The organism is Kitasatospora sp. NPDC058492 (assembly GCF_042720685.1).
Lineage (GTDB): Bacteria > Actinomycetota > Actinomycetes > Streptomycetales > Streptomycetaceae > Kitasatospora.
Map to the genome: position 1 here is coordinate 73,859 of NZ_JBHXMU010000031.1, position 20,948 is coordinate 94,806.

The 20,948-nt window shown below is 74.5% G+C and carries 15 protein-coding genes; 6 read left to right on the forward strand and 9 right to left on the reverse strand.

Translation table 11 applies throughout. The features are described from left to right. Window positions 1-10: 10 nt before the first annotated feature. Window positions 11-715, reverse strand: coding sequence for a tyrosine-protein phosphatase (locus tag ACFWPI_RS21370; protein WP_380378709.1), 705 nt, complete (start codon window positions 713-715; stop codon window positions 11-13). 204 nt (window positions 716-919) lie between these two features. On the opposite strand from ACFWPI_RS21370, the gene ACFWPI_RS21375 reads away from it, so the two are divergent. The 3 genes from ACFWPI_RS21375 to ACFWPI_RS21385 all read left to right on the forward strand — a co-directional run bounded on the left by ACFWPI_RS21375 (window position 920) and on the right by ACFWPI_RS21385 (window position 5,015). Then, window positions 920-1,849 (forward strand): diiron oxygenase, encoded by a 930-nt coding sequence (locus ACFWPI_RS21375; RefSeq protein WP_380378708.1) that lies wholly within the window; start codon window positions 920-922, stop codon window positions 1,847-1,849. 67 nt (window positions 1,850-1,916) lie between these two features. Further along, entirely contained in the window at window positions 1,917-3,659 is a 1,743-nt protein-coding gene (locus ACFWPI_RS21380) for an FAD-dependent oxidoreductase (RefSeq protein WP_380378706.1), read from the forward strand. Between the two features lie 276 nt (window positions 3,660-3,935). Beyond that, window positions 3,936-5,015 (forward strand): restriction endonuclease, encoded by a 1,080-nt coding sequence (locus tag ACFWPI_RS21385; RefSeq protein WP_380378704.1) that lies wholly within the window; start codon window positions 3,936-3,938, stop codon window positions 5,013-5,015. Between the two features lie 61 nt (window positions 5,016-5,076). Here the strand turns inward: ACFWPI_RS21385 and ACFWPI_RS21390 are convergent, their stop codons facing one another. The 4 genes from ACFWPI_RS21390 to ACFWPI_RS21405 all read right to left on the reverse strand — a co-directional run bounded on the left by ACFWPI_RS21390 (window position 5,077) and on the right by ACFWPI_RS21405 (window position 14,152). After that, window positions 5,077-9,948 (reverse strand): DNA repair ATPase, encoded by a 4,872-nt coding sequence (locus ACFWPI_RS21390; RefSeq protein WP_380378702.1) that lies wholly within the window; start codon window positions 9,946-9,948, stop codon window positions 5,077-5,079. Window positions 9,949-10,020: 72 nt separating this feature from the next. Beyond that, entirely contained in the window at window positions 10,021-12,039 is a 2,019-nt protein-coding gene (locus ACFWPI_RS21395) for a flotillin family protein (RefSeq protein ID WP_380378700.1), read from the reverse strand. Between the two features lie 107 nt (window positions 12,040-12,146). Further along, window positions 12,147-12,881, reverse strand: a complete 735-nt coding sequence (locus ACFWPI_RS21400) for a hypothetical protein (protein WP_380378698.1) — start codon at window positions 12,879-12,881, stop codon at window positions 12,147-12,149. Between the two features lie 155 nt (window positions 12,882-13,036). Next, window positions 13,037-14,152: a PucR family transcriptional regulator gene (locus ACFWPI_RS21405; protein WP_380378696.1), complete on the reverse strand. Its 1,116-nt coding sequence runs from the start codon at window positions 14,150-14,152 to the stop codon at window positions 13,037-13,039. 361 nt (window positions 14,153-14,513) lie between these two features. Here ACFWPI_RS21405 and ACFWPI_RS21410 point away from each other — a divergent pair, with 361 nt between their 5' ends. Continuing rightward, window positions 14,514-15,281 (forward strand): tyrosine-protein phosphatase, encoded by a 768-nt coding sequence (locus ACFWPI_RS21410; RefSeq protein ID WP_063349445.1) that lies wholly within the window; start codon window positions 14,514-14,516, stop codon window positions 15,279-15,281. A 20-nt stretch (window positions 15,282-15,301) separates the two neighbouring features. Here the strand turns inward: ACFWPI_RS21410 and ACFWPI_RS21415 are convergent, their stop codons facing one another. Both ACFWPI_RS21415 and ACFWPI_RS21420 read right to left on the reverse strand, forming a co-directional pair. After that, the gene (locus ACFWPI_RS21415) at window positions 15,302-16,165 is read right to left on the reverse strand and encodes an ABC transporter permease (protein ID WP_380378693.1); all 864 of its coding nucleotides are present in this window, start codon (window positions 16,163-16,165) and stop codon (window positions 15,302-15,304) included. Then, on the reverse strand, window positions 16,162-17,076 hold the full coding sequence (locus ACFWPI_RS21420) for an ABC transporter ATP-binding protein (protein ID WP_063349447.1): 915 nt from the start codon (window positions 17,074-17,076) through the stop codon (window positions 16,162-16,164). Before ACFWPI_RS21420 ends, ACFWPI_RS21415 begins: the two co-directional genes overlap by 4 nt. Window positions 17,077-17,210: 134 nt before the next feature. Between ACFWPI_RS21420 and ACFWPI_RS21425 the strand changes: the two genes are divergently transcribed. Both ACFWPI_RS21425 and ACFWPI_RS21430 read left to right on the forward strand, forming a co-directional pair. Then, the gene (locus ACFWPI_RS21425) at window positions 17,211-18,386 is read left to right on the forward strand and encodes a sensor histidine kinase (RefSeq protein ID WP_380344702.1); all 1,176 of its coding nucleotides are present in this window, start codon (window positions 17,211-17,213) and stop codon (window positions 18,384-18,386) included. After that, on the forward strand, window positions 18,383-19,045 hold the full coding sequence (locus ACFWPI_RS21430) for a response regulator transcription factor (RefSeq protein ID WP_063349448.1): 663 nt from the start codon (window positions 18,383-18,385) through the stop codon (window positions 19,043-19,045). Before ACFWPI_RS21425 ends, ACFWPI_RS21430 begins: the two co-directional genes overlap by 4 nt. 33 nt (window positions 19,046-19,078) lie before the next feature. Here the strand turns inward: ACFWPI_RS21430 and ACFWPI_RS21435 are convergent, their stop codons facing one another. After that, a complete protein-coding gene (locus tag ACFWPI_RS21435; RefSeq protein ID WP_063349449.1) occupies window positions 19,079-19,654 on the reverse strand; it encodes a hypothetical protein in 576 nt (191 codons plus the stop codon). Window positions 19,655-19,784: 130 nt separating this feature from the next. Continuing rightward, window positions 19,785-20,804 carry an N-acetylglucosamine kinase gene (locus ACFWPI_RS21440; RefSeq protein WP_380378690.1) on the reverse strand — a complete coding sequence of 340 codons (1,020 nt, stop codon included), beginning with the start codon at window positions 20,802-20,804 and terminating at the stop codon, window positions 19,785-19,787. Between the last annotated feature and the right edge of the window lie 144 nt (window positions 20,805-20,948).

Genomic DNA, 20,948 nt, shown 5'->3' on the forward strand with positions numbered 1-20,948 from the left:
GGCTGCTCGTTCAGGCCGGGATCCGCCGCGCCGCGGCGAGCTCCGACACCTGCGCGCCGTGCGCGAGGAGGTACTCCGCCACCGATCCGTGGTGACTCCGGATCGACAGCAGCGCGCGCCGCAGATGCACCTCGCGTACGGGCAGGGCGTTGTGCGCGGCCCCGGTCGGCGGCGGGCTGGTCAGGCCCAGTTCGTCGTTCGAGCGCAGGAAGTCCTGGAGGACCTCCGCCTCGGAGGCGCCCAGCAGCGTCTGCAGGACGGCGACGACGACTCCCGTGCGGTCCTTGCCCGAGGCGCAGTGGACCAGGACCGGCACGGCCTCGCCCCCGCCGGCGAGCAGGCGGCGCAGGACGGCCACCGCCGCCGCGCCGGCGCGCTCGGCCATCAGCGGGTACAGCTCCAACTGGTCGGCGGGCCAGCGTCGTTCGGTGAAGACCGGTGCGTGCAGGTACCGGGCGTCGACGAGGCCGACGGCATCCGGGCGCTCCGCAACCTCCGGGTCGCTGCGCAGGTCGACGACCGTCCGCAGGCCGAGGCGCCGCAGCGTGTCCGCGCCCTCCGCCGCGAGACCGTGCAGGTCGTGTAGGCCGTGCAGGGCGGCGGAGCGGTACAGCACGCCGCGCGGCAGGGAGCCGACGCCGCCGGCGTCGCGGAAGTTCCGTACGCCGGTGGGGGCGACGCGCTCCGGATCCGCCTCGGGCTGGTCGGTGATCACGTCTCACTCTATCCGGGGGTGGAGGGGGCGGAGAGGGCGGAGGGGGCGGCTGGGGGAGGCCACGGACGAGAGGGGGCACGGGAGTTGTGGTCGTGCGCCCGCCCGGTGCTGCGCAGGGGGTTCTCGGCGGCGGGCTCTTATTGTACTGTCCGTCTAATAAGGGGGTGGGCGGGCACCCGTAGGGGCAGGCATCTGGAGGCAGCCATGGCTCTCACCAACGCGGCGGCAGGGCGGGCGGCGAGTGCGCACGGGCACACCGCGGCCGACGACGACGTCTCGAAGCGGCTGCTGGAGTCCGCCGCGACCCTCTCCTACGACCCCTCGACCGAGATCGACTGGGACGCGCCGCTCCCGGCCGACCACTACGGCCTCAACCCGGAGTGGAGCACCCTCTACGGCACCCGGCTGTGGGGCGAGATGACCGAGCAGCAGCGGGTCACCCTCACCCGGCACGAGGTCTGCTCGATCATGAACACCGGGATATGGTTCGAGATGATCCTCCAGCAGATGGTGCTGCGCGATCAGTACCTGAAGAACCCCGCCAACGCCGAGTTCCAGTTCGCGCTCACCGAGATCGCCGACGAGTGCCGCCACTCGATCATGTTCGCCCGCGCCTGCGAGAAGATGGGCGTCCCCGCGTACCGGCCGAACAAGGTCATCGCCCAGGCCGGGCGCGCGTTCAAGGCCCTGGCGAAGGGTGAACTCGCCTACGGCGGCATCCTGGTGGCCGAAGAGGTCCTCGACGTCATGCAGCGTGACTGGATGCGCGGCGAGAACGTCCTGGACATCGTCCGCGGCACCTCCCGGATCCACGTCGTCGAGGAGTCGCGGCACATGAAGTTCGCCCGGCAGGAGATCCGCGAACGGGTGCGCCACGCCGGCCCCGCCCGCCGCCGCGCCTCGGCCACCGGCATCGCCGTCGGCGCGTACGTCATCGTCTCCAGCATGGTGCACCCCGGGGTCTACCGGGCCGCCGGGCTCGACACCCAGCGGGCGATCGTCGAAGTGCGGGCCAACGAGCACCGCAAGGCGATGATGCGCACCAGCTCCCGGCACCTGATCGCGTTCCTCGCCGAGACCGGACTGCTCACCAGCCGCTCGGCCGCCATCTACCGGCGCATCCACATGTTGTGACTACACGTCAAAAAAGGCTCCAGCTCCCACACTTCACCACCTGTAGCGAGGGGACCCCACCCCGGCCATGGCCTACGCGATCACCCGGACCTGCTGCAACGACGCCTCGTGCGTGTCCGTCTGCCCGGTCAACTGCATCCACCCGACCCCGGACGAACCGGAGTTCGGCACCACCGACATGCTGTACATCGACCCGGCGGCCTGCATCGACTGCGGCGCCTGCGCGGACGCCTGCCCGGTGGACGCGGTGTTCCCCGTCGACCGGCTGCGCGGGCCCGACACCGTGTTCGGCAACCTCAACCGCGACTGGTACCGCGACCACCCCAACGACCACGCCTGGGGCGCGCCCACCTTCCCGCGCAGCCTGCCCGACGGGCTCGGCACGCTGCGCGTCGCCATCGTCGGCACCGGCCCGTCCGCCGGGTACACCGCACAGGAACTGCTGCGCAGCACCGGTGCCGAGATCACCATGATCGACCGGCTGCCCGTTACCGGCGGCCTGCTGCGGCACGGGGTCGCGCCCGACCACCAGTCCACCAAACGCATCGCGGACAGCTTCGCCGGCGTCTTCCACGACCCCCGGCTGCGGATGCACCTCAACGTGGACATCGGTACCGACGTGACCCACGAGGAACTCACCGCCCACCACCACGCCGTCGTGTACGCCGTCGGCGCGGCCGCCGACCGGCGGCTCGGCATCCCCGGCGAGGACCTGCCGGGCAGCCTGCCCGCGACCACCTTCGTCGGCTGGTACAACGCCCAACCGACCGTGCCCGCCGACGCGGTGGAGCTGTCCGGGCCCGGCGCCGAACGGGTGGTCGTCATCGGCAACGGCAACGTCGCCGTCGACATCGCGCGCATCCTGCTCACCGACCCCGACCGGCTCGCCACCACCGACATCGCCGACCACGCCCTCGCCGCACTGCGCCGCAGCCGGGTGCGGGAAGTCGTGCTGCTCGCCCGGCGCGGGCCCGCCGAAGCCGCTTGGACCAAGGCGGAGTTCCTGGCGCTGCGGCAACTGCCGGGCGTCGAGGTGGTGGTCGAGGACCACCCGGAGGTGCGGGCGGCGATCGAGGCGGCGGCCGGGACGATCGCCGCGCCGGACGCGTCGGAGTCGCGGGCCGCGTTGCTCGCCGGGCTGCCGCTGGTGCCGTTCGACGGGGGCGCCGAGCCGGCGCCGGGCCAGCGGATCGTGCTGCGCTTCCTGTCCGCGCCGACCGCGCTCACCGCGTTCACCCCGCCCGGTGAACCCGGCGGGCCCAGCGAGCCCGGCGCGTCCACCGGGGCCGGGCGGGTGACGGGCCTGACCGTCGCCCGGACCACCCTTGCGGATGGCCGGGCAGCCGAACCGACCGGGGAGACGGACACGCTGTTGGCCGGCCTGGTGGTGCGTTCCATAGGGCGCCGGGGCGTACCGGTGCCCGGGCTGCCCTTCGACGAGCGGACGGCGACGGTCGCGCACCGGGGCGGGCGGGTCGTGGACCCGGCGACGGGGCGGCCGCTGCCCGGGACGTACGTGGTGGGGTGGGCCAAGCGCGGGCCGTCCGGCGGGATCGGCGCCAACCGGGCGTGCGCCCGCGAGACCGTGGACGCGCTCCTGGACGACGCGGCGGCCCGCGCGCTGGCCGCCCCGGCGGCGAGCCGCGCGGACTTCGACCGCCTCGTCCGCCACCGTCGCCCGGACGCCGTCGGGCTCAAGGGACTGCGGGCCGTGGAGCGGGCGGAGCGCGCCCGGGGCGAGGCCGAGGGCCGCCCCCGCGTCAAGCTCGCCACCGTCCCCGAGCTGCTGGCGGCCGCCCGCCGACGGTAGGCGGGCAGCGGGTTGGCGCTGTTCGGCGCGAAAGAATATGTCGGTCGGTCTGCTTAATCTGGGAGAGTCGTGCACAGGAAGTCGGACAGGTCGACTTCCTGTGCGCAGTTCCGGCAAACAGTTAAATGTAGACCGGTCTACATATTTTGTTGCTCGCTTCGGCCGACGATCCGATCAGCTGCCTGATCGCTCGGTCGGCCAGTCGGCAGGACGGCACCGCTCGCAGTGTCGGACCCGTTGCCTAGGCTGCCCCCGGTGGCTCACGGGAGGGGCGGAATGTACGAGTACGAGGACGACGAGCACGGCGACCTGCGGTGGTTCGTGGACCAGGCGGTCGAGGCCCTGGAGCGGTGGCTCTCGTACGAGCGGGACCGCGACCGGTTCGGCGATCGGTACCGCAGTGAGTCGATGGTGCTCGTCCGGCACACCGTCGGCGCGAAGGGGCTCCGGCGCTCGCTCCGCGACACCGTCGATCTGATCGAGACGGTGATCGACACCGTGGACCTGGTCGAGCGGGCGGCCGCGCGGGCCGAGGAGCTCAGCCTCTTTCCGGCGCCCCCGGACCTGGAGCGGTGGTTGGGGTCGCTGACGCTGCGGATCCGGGGGTGGCAGCGCGACCTGTGCGGCCTGCGGAGGACTCTCGGCGGCCTTGAGCGCCAGTACTGGGCCGGACGCCCGGGCGAGGCGGCGGCGGAGAGCGGTGGCGAGGCGGCGCCCCCGTGGGACGCGGACGGCCTCGGTGAGATCGACCGGGAGGCGCGGGCCGTCGCCGTCGAGGTGGTCGCGAAGCTCGGCCGCCGCCAGTGGCACATGGACGACGACGGGACGGCGGACGGAAGGACGTTCGACGAGCGGATGCTCGACGAACGAATGTCCGCCGAGGCGTTCTCCAAGCGCAGCACGATCACCCTGGGGCAGATCGACGACGGTCACTTCACGACCTTCGAGCACACCGTCGCGGCGCTGCTGGAACGGGACGGGTTCACCGTCACGCGGGTGCAGGGCGGCGCCGGTGACATGGGCGGCGACGTCCTCGGGGTCACCGACCTGAACGTCCCGTTCATGGTGCAGTGCAAGCACTCCGGTGACCCGAGGGCGACGGTCGGCCAGCCGGTCGTGCAGCACGCGCTCGGCGGCGCCAGGGCGGTGTTCCAGGCCGGGATCATCCTCATCGTGACGAACCGCGGGTTCTCGAAGCCGGCGCGCGAGTTCGCCGCCCTGCCGACGGTGGGCGCGACCTTGATCGACCGCGAGATGCTGGTGTCCTGGGCGGAGCAGCGGACCCCGCTGGCCAAGGTGTTGGCCCCCCAGCGCGGCGCCGAGGCGTTGGCCCCTCAACGCGGCGCCGAGGTGTAGACCCCGTAGCGCGGTGCAGAGGAGCCGAACCGGCCCCTGACGTGGGGAGCGCCGCCGGCCGTCACCCCCGCCGCGTGTGCTTGAGCTCCTCCCAGCGGGTGGCCTGGGCGGGGGTGAGGCAGCCTCGGAGTTCGGCCAGCTTCAGCAGCTGTGCTTCGGCGTCGGCGCCGAGGGGTTGGGCTTCGGCGCGGTAGTGGTCGGTGAGGAGGGCGTCGAGTTCGGGGCGGGTGAGGGCCGGGTCGAGGCGCTGGGCGAGTTTGGCCATGTTGCGGTAGGAGCCCTGGAGGAGGAACGCGGGTTCGGTGCGGGTGCGGTCGTCCTGGGCGGCGGAGGCCAGGTAGGCGCGGTTGACGGCGAGGACGGTGCCGCGCAGGTGGAGCAGTCCGGCGAGGACGGCGGTCATCCGTTCGGCCTCGGCGGCGGGCCAGGCGCCGGTGAGGGGGCCGCCCGGGGTGCCGGTGGCGCGGGCCAGCAGGGTGTCCAGGTCGGCGCGCTCGGCGGTGGCGAGCGGGGCCAGGTGCGGGTTGGCGGGCAGGGCGTTCTCGACGAAGCTGAGCGCGAAGAGGTCCTCGCGCCCGGCGATGACGTCGCCGAGGTTCCAGACGTCGGCGCGGTTGGCGAGCATGTCGGGCAGCCGGAAGAGGCGGCCGGACTCGGTGTACGGGTTGGCGGCCATGACGACGGCGAAGCGCTTGCCGCGCAGGTCCCACTCGCGGGCCTCGCCGTCCCACACCCCGTCGATCCGGCGCTGGGCGTCGCAGAGCGGGATGAAGCGCTGGAGGAGCTCGGGCGAGGTGTGCTGGACGTCGTCGAGGTAGAGCAGCACGTTGTCGCCCGCGTGCAGGGCGAAGTTGAGCTTCTCGATCTCGCGGCGGGAGGTGGCGTCGGGGGCCTCGGCGGGGTCGAGGGAGGTGACCCGGTGGCCGAGCGCGGGGCCGCTGACGGTGACCAGCAGCAGGCCGAGCCGTTCGGCGAGGTACTCGACGAGGGTGGTCTTGCCGTAGCCGGGCGGGGAGACCAGGAGCAGCAGGCCGCTGCGGTCGACCGGTCCGCCGGCGTCGGCGGTGCCGAGCTGTTTGGCGAGGTTGTCGCCGACCAGCGGCAGGTAGACCTGGTCGATGAGTCGGTTGCGGACGAAGCCGTTGAGCGGGGCCGGCCGGTACTGGTCGAGCCGTAGCCGGGTGTGCTCGGCGGCCAGCAGGTCGGCGCGCAGTCGCTGGTAGGCGCGGTATCCGGGGGCCTCGGTGGCGGCGAACTCCGCCACCCGGGACAGGAGTTCGTCGAGGCGCAGGTCGAGCGCGCCGCCCGGGAGCCGGGGGTGGTCGCCGAGCAGGCCGGTGAGGCGGGTGGTGGCGGTGCCTTCGGCGGGCCGGCGCGGCAGGGACGGGCAGAGGAGCGCGGCGGCGGCCTCGGCGAGGTCGCCGGGGTCGGCGTCGAAGGCGCTGGACTCCAGCCAGGCCTGGGCGAGTTGGTGTCGGGCGGGCAGCAGTGCGGGCTCGGCGGGCAGTGCGGCCAGCGCTTCGGTGAGACCGGCGGACTCGGGTGCGGCGTGGAACTTGTCGAGCAGGGTTGCGGCCCCCGGCGCGTAAGCGAACGTGGGTGTGGCGGCGGCGAGTTCGGCCACCAGGTATGGGCCGGCGGGTTGCGGGCACGAGGTGAACTCCGTGACGGCGGAGCTCAGTTCGTCGGACAGGTCGGACAGCGCGGTCAGGGCCGCAGGTGCGGCCGGGGCTGGCGCGGTCAGGGCCGTCGGTGCGGCCGGCAGGCCCAGTCGTGGCGCGGCGCCGAAGGCCTGCCGGGCGAGGGCGCGAGCGAGGGCGAGCGAGCGGGCCCGGGTGTGCCAGACCAGTCGCTGCCGCTCGTCGGCGCCGTGCGCCCAGTACAGCTGAGCGGCCGCCCGGGCGGCCGCCGGGTGGCGCAACAGGCCTGCCTCGGCGTGGAGTTCGAGCAGAGCGCGGAGCAGCAGCGCCGCGTCGTGGTCGTGGACGCCGCGCTGGTAGCCCTCGTCCGGGCGCTGTTCGGCGGCGCGGCGGACGAACTCCAGCAGGTCGCCCTCGGCACGCAGGGTGTCCAGCCCGTCCGGTTCGGCGGCCAGCAGCAGACTGGCGGCGAGGTATTCGGACCGGTACAGCGCGGGGGTCTCGGAGGGCAGCGGCCGGCCCCAGTAGCGCTCGGTGGCGGCGAACGCCGGGTCGGTGACGGGGGAGCGGTAGTCGGTGCCGGTGAGGGTGAAGGCGGGGCGGCCGCGCCAGGGGACGAGGGTGAGTTCGGGCCGCTGGGTGGTGACGGCGAACAGGTGGCGGCCCAGTCGCAGGGTGCCGGGGCCGTCGCCGGCGAGTTCGGCGCGGTCGCGTCGGGCCCGGTGGGCGCGGCTGCGGGCGGCGCGCAGCCGTCCGGTCAGCTCCTCGGCCCGGACCCGGTCGCCGAGTGCGGTCAACTGGGCGGCGAGGTCGCGGAGTTTGACGGCGGTCGGGTCGGCGGCGAGGGCGGCGTCGATCTCGGCCGCGGTGTCGAGGGCGGTGAGCCGCCGGTGCAGGGTGTCGAGGATGCGTTCGGCGGAGGCGGCGATCCGGTCGGCGCGGCGGGCGCGTTCCTCCAGCAGGTGTTGGCGGCGGGCGGTGAGGGCGTTGTGGATTCCGGTGCGCCGGTCGGCGAGCTGTTCGCCCAGCGCCGGGTCGGCGTCGGCGAATCGGGTCTCCAACTGCTCGATCCGCAGCAGGAGTCGGCCGAGCTGGTCGTCGCAGGCCTCGGGGGTGTCGGCGGCGGCGAGCGCGGCGGTGGTGGCCTGGGCGAGCAGGGCGGTTTCGGCGGCGAACTCGGCGGCGGCCTCGCGGGTGCGCAGGTCGCGGCGGCGGACGGTGAGGGCGGCGCGGGCGCGGTTGAGCAGTCCGAGGACGTCGGCGAGCCGGTCGAGGATGGCGGTGCGGGTGGTGGCGTCGGCCAGGTCGAGGGTGCCGACGAGCTCCGAGACGGTCTGCAACGCCTCGCTCTGCTCGGAGATCCGCAGGCCCAGCGGCTCGGCTCCGGCGGCGGTGGCGAGGGCGGCGCAGCGGTCGGCGAGTTCGCCGGCGCGCCGGCGGTGCGGGGCGAAGGCCTCGGGTTCGGCGAGGTGTCCGACGGCGCGGGCGGCGGCCTCGGTCAGGCCCTCGGCGAGGTGGGCGGCGAGCGCGTCGATCCGGGCGGGCTCGGCGCGCGGCAGGTCGCGCAGCGCCTCGACCCGGCCCTGGGCGCGGCGCAGCCCGGCGAGCCGGTCGACCCATTCGGCGGCGTCGGCGAGGGTCTCGCCGCGGGCGGTGCGCAGCAGGCCTTCGACGTGTTCGGCGGCCTGTTCGGTCTGCCGGGCGGCGTGCGCGGTGAGTTCGGCGACGGCCTCGTACTCGGCGATGACCTGCCGGGCGGTGTCGCGGATCTCGGCGAGCGGGGCGGCGAGGTCGCCGAGGCCGGGCTGGCCCAGCCAGTGGTGCCGGTCGGCGGTGCGGGTGCAGGCGGCGAGGACGGCCTGGTGACCGGCCGGGGTGTCGGCGCCGGCGGCGGCGAGCCGGGCCAGGGAGAGGCAGTCGGCGAGGCCGCGGACCAGGTCGGCGTTGCCGATCCGGGCGAGCGGGCCGGTGCCGGGCGGCTGCGCGGCGGCGTGGCGCTCGCTGGTGAACGGGGTCTGCCACAGCTGGACGGGGTGCAGTCGGGTGGGCCCGTCCTCGGCCGGGCGGAGGGCGATCAGGGTGCCGTCGGCGAGCAGCGCGTAGCCCTGGCAGGGCAGCGGGGCGGCGGCCTCCTGGCGGACGCTGTTGTACGGCTGGAGCAGGGCGCGGCCGTCGGCGGGGGAGCGGAACTCGTACAGCACGTCCTCGCCGTTGGGCGAGACGAGGGTGCGCTCGTAGGCCAGGCCGTCCACCGGCTGGTCGTAGCTGCGCACGGTGCCGTCGGTGAGGTGGCAGCCGCCGGGGAAGGCCACGCCCTGGTCGGCGGGCAGCCGCAGGCAGGCCTGGCCGAGCGCGTCGATCCGGGTGACCCGGCCGGTGGGCAGGTGGCAGACCAGGTGCCGGACGGTCTCCTCCTGGTACGGGCGCACGCGCACCAGCAGCAGGGTGCCGAGCCGGGCGTGGGCGATCTGGGCGTCGGCGAGGGTCTGCAGGGCCTCGGCGAGGGGTTCGTGGTGCAGTTCGCGGCCGTCGGGGGCGGTGACGGTCAGCCGGCCGCCGTCGATGCCGAGCCGGAGTTCGCCGCCGAGGTCGGCGCGCGGCGGGCTGCCGGGGGCGGCGGGCAGCTGGTCGTCCCGGGTGAGGGGGGTCCAGGCGAGCTGCTGGCCGTCGGCGGCGGTGTGGTCGCGTTCGCCGCGCCCGTCCTGGTAGGCCGGGTGCCCGTCGTCGGCGAGGTCGTCGACGGGGCGCCAACGCAGCACCCGGACGTCGGCGGCGGCGGGGCCGGTGCGGAAGACGGCGAGCAGGCGGCCGCCGACGGGGCGCAGCCGTTCCAGTCGGGCGTCGCGGAAGTAGCGGTGCAGGTCGGCGAGGTCCTGGCGCAGGCGCGGGTCGTCCAGCAGGGTGCCCTCGGCGGGGACGGGGGTGAGGTCGGGGTGGTGGACGCTCAGGACCTCCCCGAGCGGCCCGGCGCCCGGGGAGCCCTCGGCCGGGGCGCCGGCGGAAACGGAGGCGGAGACGGCGGAGGCGGAGACGGCGGCGTCGGGCGCGCCGCCCGGGCGGGTGCCGAGCAGGAGCAGCCCGCCGGCGGCGGTGAGGTCCTGCGGGAGGCAGGCCCGGCCGGTGGTGAGCCGGCCGGTGCCGACCAGCCGCAGCTCCCCGCCGCCGAACTCCCCGACCCGGCGGGCGTTCAACGCCTGTGCGCGTTCGGCGAGTTCGGCGGCGGACCGGGCGAGTCGGCCGCGCAGGACCTCGTAGGTGCCGGCGTCGAGCCGGGCGTCGAGGGCGTCCACCACGTCAGTTCCTCAACTACTCAGTTTCTCGACTGCTCAGGAGATCGGGTACTCAGGCGACTCAGGCGTTCACGTTCACCTGGAGCCGTTGACCGACGTCAGCGCCCCGATCGACGTCTCGGCGATCCCCAACTTCTGTGCCGAGGTGAGCAGTTGCCGCAGCTGCCCGGCCTGCTCGCCGCCTCCGGCGCCGATCATCCGCATCAGCAGCGCGGACACCGTCAGGTTCTGCACGTCCGTCGTGGACACCGAGGACAGCACCCGGGTCAGGTCCTCGGTGAAGCTGGCGCTGCCGTCGAGCCAGGGCCCGGCCAGGGCCTGGGCGGTCTGCGAGTGCCCGACGAAGGCGTCGACGCTCTTGGCGGCCGTCACCGACTGCACCAGGCGGTCGAAGAACACCCCGTCCCCGCCGACGATGTCGATCTTCGCTTTCTCCAGCCCGGCCGCGACCAGCGCGGCCTGCGCCTCGGCGATCTGCCGCTGGGTGTCCAGCCCGGCCAGCCGGACGTCCTTCTCGGCGGCCAGCCGCAGCCGGTACTCCTCGTGCCCGCGCGAGGCCTCGTCCAGCTTCGCCATCGCCGCGGCCTTCTCGGTGAGGCCCTCGGCCTCGGCCTTCAGCTTGGCGCCGATCTCCAGCGCGGCGGCCTTCGCCTTCTCGGCCTGGACGGCGGCTTCGGCGCGGCCGACCTTCTCCACCGCCGCGGCCTCCTGCTCGCGCACCTGCACCTGGGCCAGCCCCTCGGCGGCGGCCTCCGCCCGGATGCCCTCGGCCATCCGGATCTTGGCGGTGGCGTCCAGTTCGGCGGTCTGCTGGCGGGCCTCGGCCAGCACCAGCGACTCGCGGGCCTTGTGCGAGGCGGCCTGCTCGGCGGCCTCGGCGGCCTTGATGTCCTTGACGAGCTTCTCCTGCGCCTGCGCCTCGGCCTGGATGATCACCGCGCGGCGGGTGCGCTCGGCGTCCTCGGTGGCGCGCAGCGTCTTGACGGCCTCCTCCTGCTCGGCGACGGTGCGCTCCACCGCCACCCGCTCGCGGACCACGTCGGCGACCTCCCGCCGGCGGGACTCGACCTCCTTCTGCTTGGCCATGGTGGCGAGTTCGGTCTCCCGGTCGCGGCCGATGACCTCCAGCAGGCGGTCCTTCTCGATCCGCTCGTTCTCCACGGCGATCACCCGCTCGCGGTTCTTCTGCGCCACCGCGACCTCGCGGGCCTGGTTCTCGCGCTGCACGCCGAGCAGTTCCTCGGTCCGGAGGAAGGCGGTCTGGGCGTTCAGCCGCTCCTCCTCCTGGACCCGGGCGATCACCGCGTCCTCCGTGGCCCGCAGGGTCTCGATCTCGCGGCGCTGGCGGATCTCGGCGTCGGCCTGGCGGCGCTGGAGTTCGAGGACGGCCTCCCGGGCGTCCACGTTCTGCCGGGTGATCTCCTTCTCCTCGGTGCGCTGGTACTCGTTGGTGCGCACGTGCTCGATCGCCGTCAGCTCGGTGATCTTGCGGATGCCCTGGGCGTCGAGGATGTTGTCGGAGTCCAGCTGGTTCATCGGGGTCTGTTCGAGGTGGTCGATGGCCGCGTCCTCAAGGGTGTAGCCGTTGAGGTCGGTGCCGATGACCGCGATGATCTGGTCCCGGAACTCGTGCCGGTGCGTGTAGAGGTCGGTGAAGTCGAGCTGCTTGCCGACGGTCTTCAGCGCCTCGGCGAACTTGGCCGCGAAGAACTCCTGGATCGCGGACGGGTCGCTGGCGCGGGCGGTGCCGATGGCCTGCGCGACCTTGATGACGTCCTCGACGGTCTTGTTCACCCGCACGAAGAAGGAGATCCGGATGTCCGCCCGGATGTTGTCCCGGCAGATCAGCCCGTCCCGGCCGGCGCGGTGGATCTCCACCGTCTTCACCGAGATGTCCATCAACTCGGCCTTGTGCAGCACCGGGAGGACGATCGCGCCGGTGAAGGTGACGTCCACCTTCTTGGTGCGGGAGACGATCAGCGCCTTGCCCTGCTCGACCTTCTGGAACAAGCGGCCCACGAACAGCAGCATGGCGAGCACGATGAGCAGTACGACGGCGACGAGAATGCCGAAACCCACGGCGATGGTGTCCATCACGGAGTCCTTTGACGAGATGACGAGATGGTGCGAAGTCGAGCGGATGAGAGAGAGATAAGCGGAACAAGCGGACGCCTGCGGCCCTCAGGCGCAGCCCGGGGGAGTCAGCCGCCCGGTAGCGCCGGGTCGAACGGCGCCACCAGGAAGTGCTCGCCGTCGGCGTCGTAGTCGAAGATCAGGGCGGTGCGGCCGGCCGCCAGCCCGGGCTCCTCGGTGAGCGTGCGGACCTGGACGGTCGCGGTGGAGCCGTCCTCGGCGGTGACCTCCGCCTGCCCGAAGTCGGCCGTCACCCGGCCGGTGCGGATCACGCAGACGCGGCCGACGAAGTCCCCCCGGGTCGCCGGACGGTCCTCGGGGAACAGTCGGGACAGCGGCCGGACCAGCAGCCGGGTACCCGCCCAGGAGGCGACCAGCGCGACGGCGAACACGCCGCCGCGCGCCGGTGCCCCCGAGGTGAGGACGGTGCCGGCCAGGCTGACGAACCAGGCGAGCGCGACCAGCAGCGACACCGCCACCGTCACGGGCACCCCGCCCAGCCCCAGCGCGCCCAGCACGCCTCCGTGGTGGTGGGCGCCCCGGCCGTCGGCGCCGTGCCCGTCCTGGGCACCGGGTCCCCCGTGTCCCCCGTGGGTCGCGTGCCCCCCGGCACCGTGGCCCAGGTCGCCCGCGTGACCGGCATGGCCGACGTGACCGGCATGCCCGACGCCGTGTCCCCCGTGCAGGGCGTCGAAGCCCAGGCCGCCGACCAGCATCAGCAGCCAGTACCCGACCACCACCACCAGCGCGAAGCTGAACAGCGCCGTCGGAAAAGCCAGCGCGGCCGCGACGAATCCCCCCATCCCGGCCACGCTCCCCCGCTGTTCCCACGGCGCCGCACCTCGGCGCCATGGAGATCGTGACAGCGGAGGGGCCGTTCGCACATTGCCAGGATCCGGCAATCTTTACGGCCCTTTGACACCCTGGAACGCACGGCCCGGGGGCGTTTGGCCGCCGTCTACAGCGGCTGCTCCGGCCAGTTCAGCAGCCGGGCCCCCATCGCCGCCGTCTCCAGGGTGAACCGCTGCAGGGCGTCCGACGGGTCGTAGCCGGTCAGCGCCTTGATCCGCTCCAGCCGGTAGCCGAGCGTGCGCACGCTCAGCCCCAGCCGCCGGGCCGCCTCCGCGTTCACGTACGCGGCCTCCGCCTGCACCGCGATGGTGTCCAGCAAGGGGCGGGCGCCGCCGCGCGCCTCGGTCAGCGGGCCCAGCACGCTGCGCACCAGGTCGGCCATCGCCGCCCGGTCGCGCATCAGCACGGGGAAGACCAGCAGTTCCTCGGCCTTCAGCTGCTGTGCCGGCAGGTCCAGCCGGTCCGCGTAGTCCAGCGCGCCCAGCGCCTCCTCGTAGCTGCGCAGCACCCCGCTGGCCCCCGAGTGCCGGCGCCCGGTGGCCACCCGCAGCACCGGGCGGTAGCCGGGGCCGGGGCGCAGCGTCAGGTCGGCGAAGGCCTCCAGGACGGCGCGTTCGGTGTCCGGGGCGATGCACACCAGCCGGCCGTCCTTGCCGGCGAGCAGGACGTCCCGCTCGCCGAACCGCCCGACCAGCTCCCGTTCCACCCGGTGCACCAGCGGGTGGACGTCTGCGTACGGCGTGTCGCCGACGGCCACCGCCACCGCGTACGCGCCCGCCAGCCGCAGCCCGAACCGCTCGGCGCGCTCCGCCAGCAGGCCCAGGTCGCTGCGGCCGTACAGCAGGTCGTCGATGAACTCGCGCCGCGCGGACTCCTGTTGGCGGACCGCCATGCGTTGCGCGCGTTCGTGCCCCTCGCCGAGTGCGGCCAGTGCGGCCTCGGTCGCCGCGAGCACGGCGTCGCCGATCCGGCGCAGTTCCCCGACGCCGCCTGCCGCGGTGATGCCCGGCAGCGTCTGCCAGGCCCGCCGGGTGGCCGACAGGCAGTGCGCGACGACGTCGCGCAGCCCGTACCCGGCCTCGGCGCAGTGCTCGCCCAGCGTGCGCAGGCACTCCAGTTCGTCCCGGCGCAGCAGCCTCCCGGTGCGGGAGGCGTCGGCGAGCAGCCCGAGGTAGACCTCGGCGAGTTCGGTGGGTATGTCGTGCTCGGTCCCCTCGGACACCGCGGTACTCCGCCCCCCGTGACGCGTGATGATCCGGCGCGGAACTTTAGCAGGATCGATACGGTGCCGAACGGTGCGGGGTGGGCGGCTGACCTGGCGCTATCGCGGGCCGGGCGGAGGTCCGGATCACCGTGTCCATCCGGGACGGCTCGGCCGCCGCCTGCCCACCGCCGGTTCCCCGCCCTCCTTCTTCCCGTCCCCTCCCTCCGGTCGACGGGGCCGGTCGGCGGGGGTGGGATGGAGGGGTGCGGGCGACCGTGGTTTGCTCCGCACCCCGGGGAGGGACTAGACATCTAGACGTCCAGATGGACGTCTGGATGTCAGGCCCCCTCCCCCCACGGCCCCACCGAAAGGCCCGCGCATGTCCCTGGTCAACTTCCGCGACCCCGCCGTCCTCGGCGACCCCGAGGGCCGGCGGATCCGCCCCGGCGTGCTGTACCGCTCCGCCCAGCCGTTCCCGGCCGCCGACGAGGCGACCGTCGCCCAGCTGCGCGCCTGCGACATCCGCACCATCGTCGACCTGCGCGACACCCGCGAGACCGACCCCGCCGACTGGGCCGCCGCCGAGGCCGCCGGGATAGCCGTCGTCGCGGCCCCGGTGAACCCCACCGGCGACGGCCTCGCCGCCCGGATGCGCACCATGGCCACCGCCGCCGACCTCGGCGACTACTACGTGCTGCTGGCCGAGTCCGCGCCCGAGGCCGTCACCGCCGCCGTCGAGGCCGCCGCCCGCCCGGGCGCCGTCCTCCTGCACTGCGCCGCCGGCAAGGACCGCACCGGCCTGCTGACCGCCCTGCTGCTGGACCTCCTCGGCGTGCCCGCCGAGCGGATCGTCGCCGACTACGCCCGCACCGCCGACGCCCTGCCGCAGATCTTCGCCGGCCTCTCCGAGCGCCACCGCACCGCGCTCAACGCCCGCGGCGCCCGGGTCACCGACTCCGAGGGCCGCGAACTCACCATCCCCGCCCCGCTCCTCGACGCCCCGGCGGAGGCCATGGCCGTCTTCCTCGACCGCGTCCGCACCCGCCACGGCGGCGCCGAGGCCTTCCTCCCCGCCTGCGGCGTCCCCGCCGCCACCCTCGGCGCCTTCCGCGCCAAGGCGGCCGCCGCGGCGACCTCGGCCGCCTGACACCCCGGCTTCCGTCGGGGTCAGACGTCCCGCCGCCGCATCAGGACCACCGTCGCCGCCAGCGCGACGGCCGCCCAGGCGCCCAGGGTGATCCAGGAGTCGAGCACGCTCGGCGCGTACTTGCCCATCGTCGTCGAGGAGTTGGGGTTGATCGTCAGCCTCCCCTCGGCGGCGAGCGGCAGGTGGTTGCCGATCTCCTTCAGCCAGCGGTAGCGGTCGCCACCGAACAGCATCGGCACGATGAACAGCAGCATGACCAGCGAGACGATCGAAGCGGTGGCGTGCCGCAGCAGGGCGCCGAGGGCCATCCCGATCAGCGCGCAGACGGGCACGATCGCCGCGTAGCCGAGGACGGCCCGCAGGCAGCCCTCGTCGGTGATGGAGAGCCCGGCGTGCCGGGAGGCCAGCATGGCGTTGCTGCCGAAGAAGGACACCGCGGACACCACCGCCCCGGCGAGCGAGGTGAGGCCGGCGACCAGCACCACCTTGGCCACGGCCACGCCCCGCCGGTCGGGCACCGCGGCGAAGGTGGTGCGGATCATGCCGGTGGTGTACTCGCCGAACACGGTGATCGCGCCGAGGCTGCCGGCCGCGACGGCCATCAGGGCGCCGGAGATGCTGCTGAGGCCGTGGTACAGCGGGTCGTACCGGTACGGCGGGAAGCCGGGCACCGGCGGGCGGGGGTGGTCGATGTAGGTCAGGTCGGTGTGGACGGCGTTCAGGTTGACCACGATCGCGGCCAGCGAGGCCAGCGCCAGCACCCAGTACGTGGACCGCAGCGAGCGCAGTTTGATCCACTCGGCGGCGAGCAGGTCGCCGAACCGGGGCCGCGGCTCGGCCGGGCGGGTGCGGGGGCGGGCGGGGGCGAGGGCGGCGGTACTCATCGGGCATCTCCTGCCAGGTATTCGACGCTGTCGGCGGTCAGCGACATGAACGCCGACTCCAGGGACGAGGTACGGGTGGCGAGCTCGTGCAGCACCAGGCCGTGCCGCAGGGCGAGTTCGCCGATCCGGGCGGCGGGCAGCCCGGTCACCACCGCCCCGTCCGGCTCCTGCGCCTGCCGTACGGCCGCCCCTTCGGCCCGCAACACCTCGGCGAGCGACGGCAGTTCGGGCGCCCGGACGGCCACGCTGGTGACGGCGTTGCGGGCGGAGAACTCCGCCAGGCTCTCGTCCGCGATCAGCCGGCCCCGGCCGATCACCACCAGCCGGTCGGCGGTGTGCTCCATCTCGGCCATCATGTGGCTGGAGACGAAGACCGTCCGCCCCTCCTCGGCGAGGCGGCGGAACAGGCCGCGCACCCACAGCACGCCCTCCGGGTCGAGGCCGTTGAGCGGCTCGTCGAACAGCAGCACCGGCGGGTCGCCGAGCAGCGCGCCGGCGATGCCGAGCCGCTGCTTCATGCCCAGCGAGTAGCCGCCGATCCGGCGCCCGGCGGCCTTGCCGAGGCCGACCTCGGCGAGCACCTCGTCCACCCGGCGGAGCGGGATGCGGTTGCCGCGGGCGAGCGCCGACAGGTGGGCCCGGGCGCTGCGCCCGCCGTGCACGTCCTGGGCGTCCAGCAGGGCGCCGACGTGGCGCAGTCCGCGCGGCCGGTCCGCGAAGGGCACGCCGTCCACCGTGACGGACCCCTCGGTCGGGGTGTGCAGCCCCAGGATCATCCGCAGCGTGGTGGACTTGCCGGCGCCGTTGGGGCCGAGGAAGCCGGTGACGGTGCCCGGCCGGACGGTGAAGGTCAACTGGTCGACGGCCGTGGTGGCGCCGTACCGCTTGGTCAGTCGCTCGATCTCGATCACGGGGACAACGGTGCCGTCCGGGGCCCCGGACGGGCATCGGGCCGCGGGCCACAACCGCCGGCGGCCGCACTGGCCCGGGGGATTACGCCCTCGGGCCAATGCGCCGCCGCGCGGGCCGCCGCTACCATCGGGCGATGATCACCAACCCTCGTCCGCCCCTGTTCAGGCGCCTGCCGCCGGGCGTCTGGGTGGCGGCGTTCTGGGTGGCCGTCATCACGTTCCGCAGCTTCCAGCGGAGCAACGAGCTGGCCCACCTGTTCCGCTACAACGGCAACTTCGAGGACATGCCGTTGCTGGTCACCGCGGTGGTCACGACCCTGATGGCGTCGCTGCTGGTCCGGCTTCCGCTGCTGGCGGTGGCGATCCCGCTGGCCGCGTGCGCGTTCACGATCGGCATGCGGATCCAGGAGACGGCCGTGGTGCAGCTGCTGCTCGCCGAGGCGGCGATCGGCTACTGCACGGCCACCCGCTCCCGGGCCGTGTCGCTGTGCGCCGCCGCGATGCCGGTCGCCCTGGTGGCCGCCCTGGCGGTCTGGCGGGTGGCGAACGACTACCACACCGACTTCGTCGCCCAAGCCGCGTTCGCCTCGACCGCCGCGATCGCCTGGCTGGTCGGCAACACCGTCCGGCAGAGCCGGGCGCACACCGAGGCCCTGCGCGGCCGCGCCACCGAGCAGGCGATCACCGCCGAACGGCTGCGGATCGCCCGCGAGTTGCACGACATGGTCGCCCACAGCATCGGCATCATCGCGATCCAGGCCGGGATGGGCAGCCGGGTCATGGACACCCAGCCCGCCGAGACCCGCAACGCGCTGAACGCCATCGAGGCGACCAGCCGGGAGACCCTGGCCGGGCTGCGCCGGATGCTCGGGGCGCTGCGCCAGGGCGAGCCGGAGTCCGCGCCGATGGAGGTCGCCCCGGGGCTGGGCGAGTTGGACCGGCTGGTCGAGCAGACGGCTGGCGCGGGCGTGCGGGTCGCGCTCACCCGCCTCGGCGAGCCCCGCCCGCTGCCGCCCGAGGTGGACCTCGCCGCCTACCGCATCGTGCAGGAGGCGGTCACCAACGTGGTCAAGCACTCCGGCACCCGGGACTGCCGGGTCACCGTCGACTACGGCCCCGAGGAGGTCGCCGTCACCGTCGTCGACCTCGGCGCCGGAGCCGGCGGGCCGTCCGCCGGCTCCGGTTACGGCATCGCCGGCATGCGCGAGCGGGTCGGCCTGCTGCACGGCGAGTTCAGCGCCGGCCCGCGCCCCGCGGGCGGTTTCCAGGTCGCCGCCCGACTGCCGCTCCCCGTGGAGGTCTCCCCGTGATCCGTGTCGTCCTGGTCGACGACCAGCCGCTCATCCGCACCGGTCTGCGCGTGCTCATCGCCGACACCCCGGACCTGGAGGTCGTCGGCGAGGCCGGCAACGGCGCCGAGGCGGTGGAACTGGTCGGCCGGCTGCGCCCCGACGTCGCCGTGATGGACATCCGGATGCCCGGCATGGACGGCATCGAGGCCACCCGCCGGATCACCGCCGACCCCGGCCTGCCGACCCACGTCCTCGTCCTCACCACCTTCGACGACGACGACTACGTGTACGGCGCGCTGCGGGCCGGGGCGGCCGGCTTCCTGGTCAAGGACCTCGCCCTGGAGACCATCCTCGACGGCGTCCGGGTGGTCGCCGCCGGGGACGCCCTGATCGCGCCGAGCATCACCCGCCGGCTGATCGGCGAGTTCGCCGCCCGCCCGCAGCCCGCCGCCGCCCGGTCCGGCCGGGCGACGGTCGACGGGATCACCGACCGCGAGCGCGAGGTGCTGACGCTGGTCGGCCGCGGGCTGTCCAACGGCGAGATCGCCGAGGAGCTGACCATCAGCGTGGCCACCGCCAAGGCGCACGTGGCCCGGCTGTTCACCAAGCTGGACGCCCGGGACCGGGTCCACCTGGTCATCCAGGCCTACGAGTTCGGCCTCGTCGCCCCGTCCTGAGCCGGTTCCGAGCTCAGCCGGTCCACGGCCGGATCACGGCCCGACCAGCTCCCCGATCCGCATGATCCGCCCGTGCGAGTCCAGCACCACGTCGTACACGTTGCCGTAGCACCCGTACGGCGGGTCGGGTTCGTGCTCGGCCAGGCAGTCCTCCAGGTGCCCGAGCACGTCCTCCAGCCGGACGGGTCTGGTCGGGTCGGCGTGCGGGTGGTCGACGAGCGTGGCCTCGACCCCGGCGGTCGCGAAGCCGTAGCGGGCCGGCGCTCCCGTCCCCTCGTAGCGGGCCTCGTCGCAGGAGTAGCGGGCGGGCTGGGCGGTGACGTCGCCGTCGTCGGTGGCGATGACCACGAGGACGGTGTGCCCGGGGCGTTCGGTCGGGGTCGGGGTGGCGCAGTCGGCGGAGGGGGAGGGGGAGGTGTCCATGCTGGGCTCGGGGCCGGCGAGGTCGTCGTCCAGCAGGTCGTCCTCGTCGTCGTACGCCCCGTCGGCGACGGCGGCGGCGGAGGCGGCGGCGATGGTGGGCGCGGAGTCGGCGGGAGTGCAGGCGGCGAGGGCGGCTGCGGCGGTGCAGCAGAGCAGCGCGGCGAGGAGGGTTCGGGGCACGGCCATGGCACTAGTCTCCCCGGACGGCGGCGGAACTCGTCACACAGGTACACGACTGGTGCACGGGCTGTGGTTCCCGCCGCCGCCGGATGTGCGGATCCGGCGGCGGCGGGAGTCTTGAGGGGCGGCGTAACGGTCAGACGGCGACGGGCCGTTGCGCCTCGTACGCCTCGCGCAGCCGGGCCTGGGCCGCGGGGCCCGCCCCGAGGTGGTCGAGTCCGAGCAGGGCCGCGCCCAGGACGGGCGGCGCGACGACGACCCGCGGTTCGGCGAGCGGCGCGGCCTCGGCCAGACGGACGGTCAGGTTGTCGATCAGCAGCGGCTGCCGGGAGGCGAGCACGCCGCCGCCGAGCACCAGCGGGGTCCGCGTGTCGAGCAGTTCCAGCCGCCGCAGGGCGACGACGGCGAGCCGGACGATCTCGTCGGCCTGGCGGTCGATCAGCCCCAGGGCGACCTCGTCGCCCTGCTCCGCGACGGCGAACAGCACCCGGACGATCTCGTGCAGCCGGCTGGTCGGCAGGTGCCCGAGGTGGACGGCCTCGGCGACGGCGCCGGCGCTGGGCAGGCCGAAGTGCTCGGCGATGGCGCGGGAGAGCCCGGTGGGGCCGCCGCGGCCGTCCTCGTGGCGGACGGCGTGCCACATGCTGGTGACGGCCAGGCCCCCGCCGCCGCCCCAGTCGCCGGTGAGCTCACCGAGGGCGGGGAAGCGGGCGGTGCGGCCGTCGGGCAGCAGGCCCACGCAGTTGATGCCGGCGCCGCAGACGACGGCGACGCCGCGCGGGCCGTCGGTGCCGGCCCGCAGCAGGCCGAAGGTGTCGTTGACGACGGTGTTGCTGGCGCCCCAGGGGTGGGATTCCAGCGCGGCGCGCAGGGCCTCCTCCTCGACGGGCAGGTCGGCGTTGGCCAGGCAGGCGCTGACGTGGCTGGTGAGGACGCCGCTCCAGGCGGGGTGGCCGGCCGCGGCGGCGGCCTGTTCGACGAGCGGGGCGAGGCCGGCGACGGCGGCGGCGCCGCCGATCTTCTGGGGTGCGAAGCCGCCGCCGCGGGCGGTGCCGTGGACGGTGCCGTCGGCGCCGATCAGGGCGACGTCGGTCTTGGAGTTGCCGGCGTCGATGGCGAGGACGCCTGGCAGGATCGGTTCGGGCTGGTGGGTCATCAGGTCCCCGCGGCTCGTACGTGGCCCGGCCGTGGCGTTGTCCCCGGCCGGGGGTGGTCGGTCTCCTCGCAGTGCCCGGCCCGCGACACCCTCATATCGCGGGCCGGGCGGCTTTCCCGGCGGGGCCCGGGGGCGTAGCCGGGC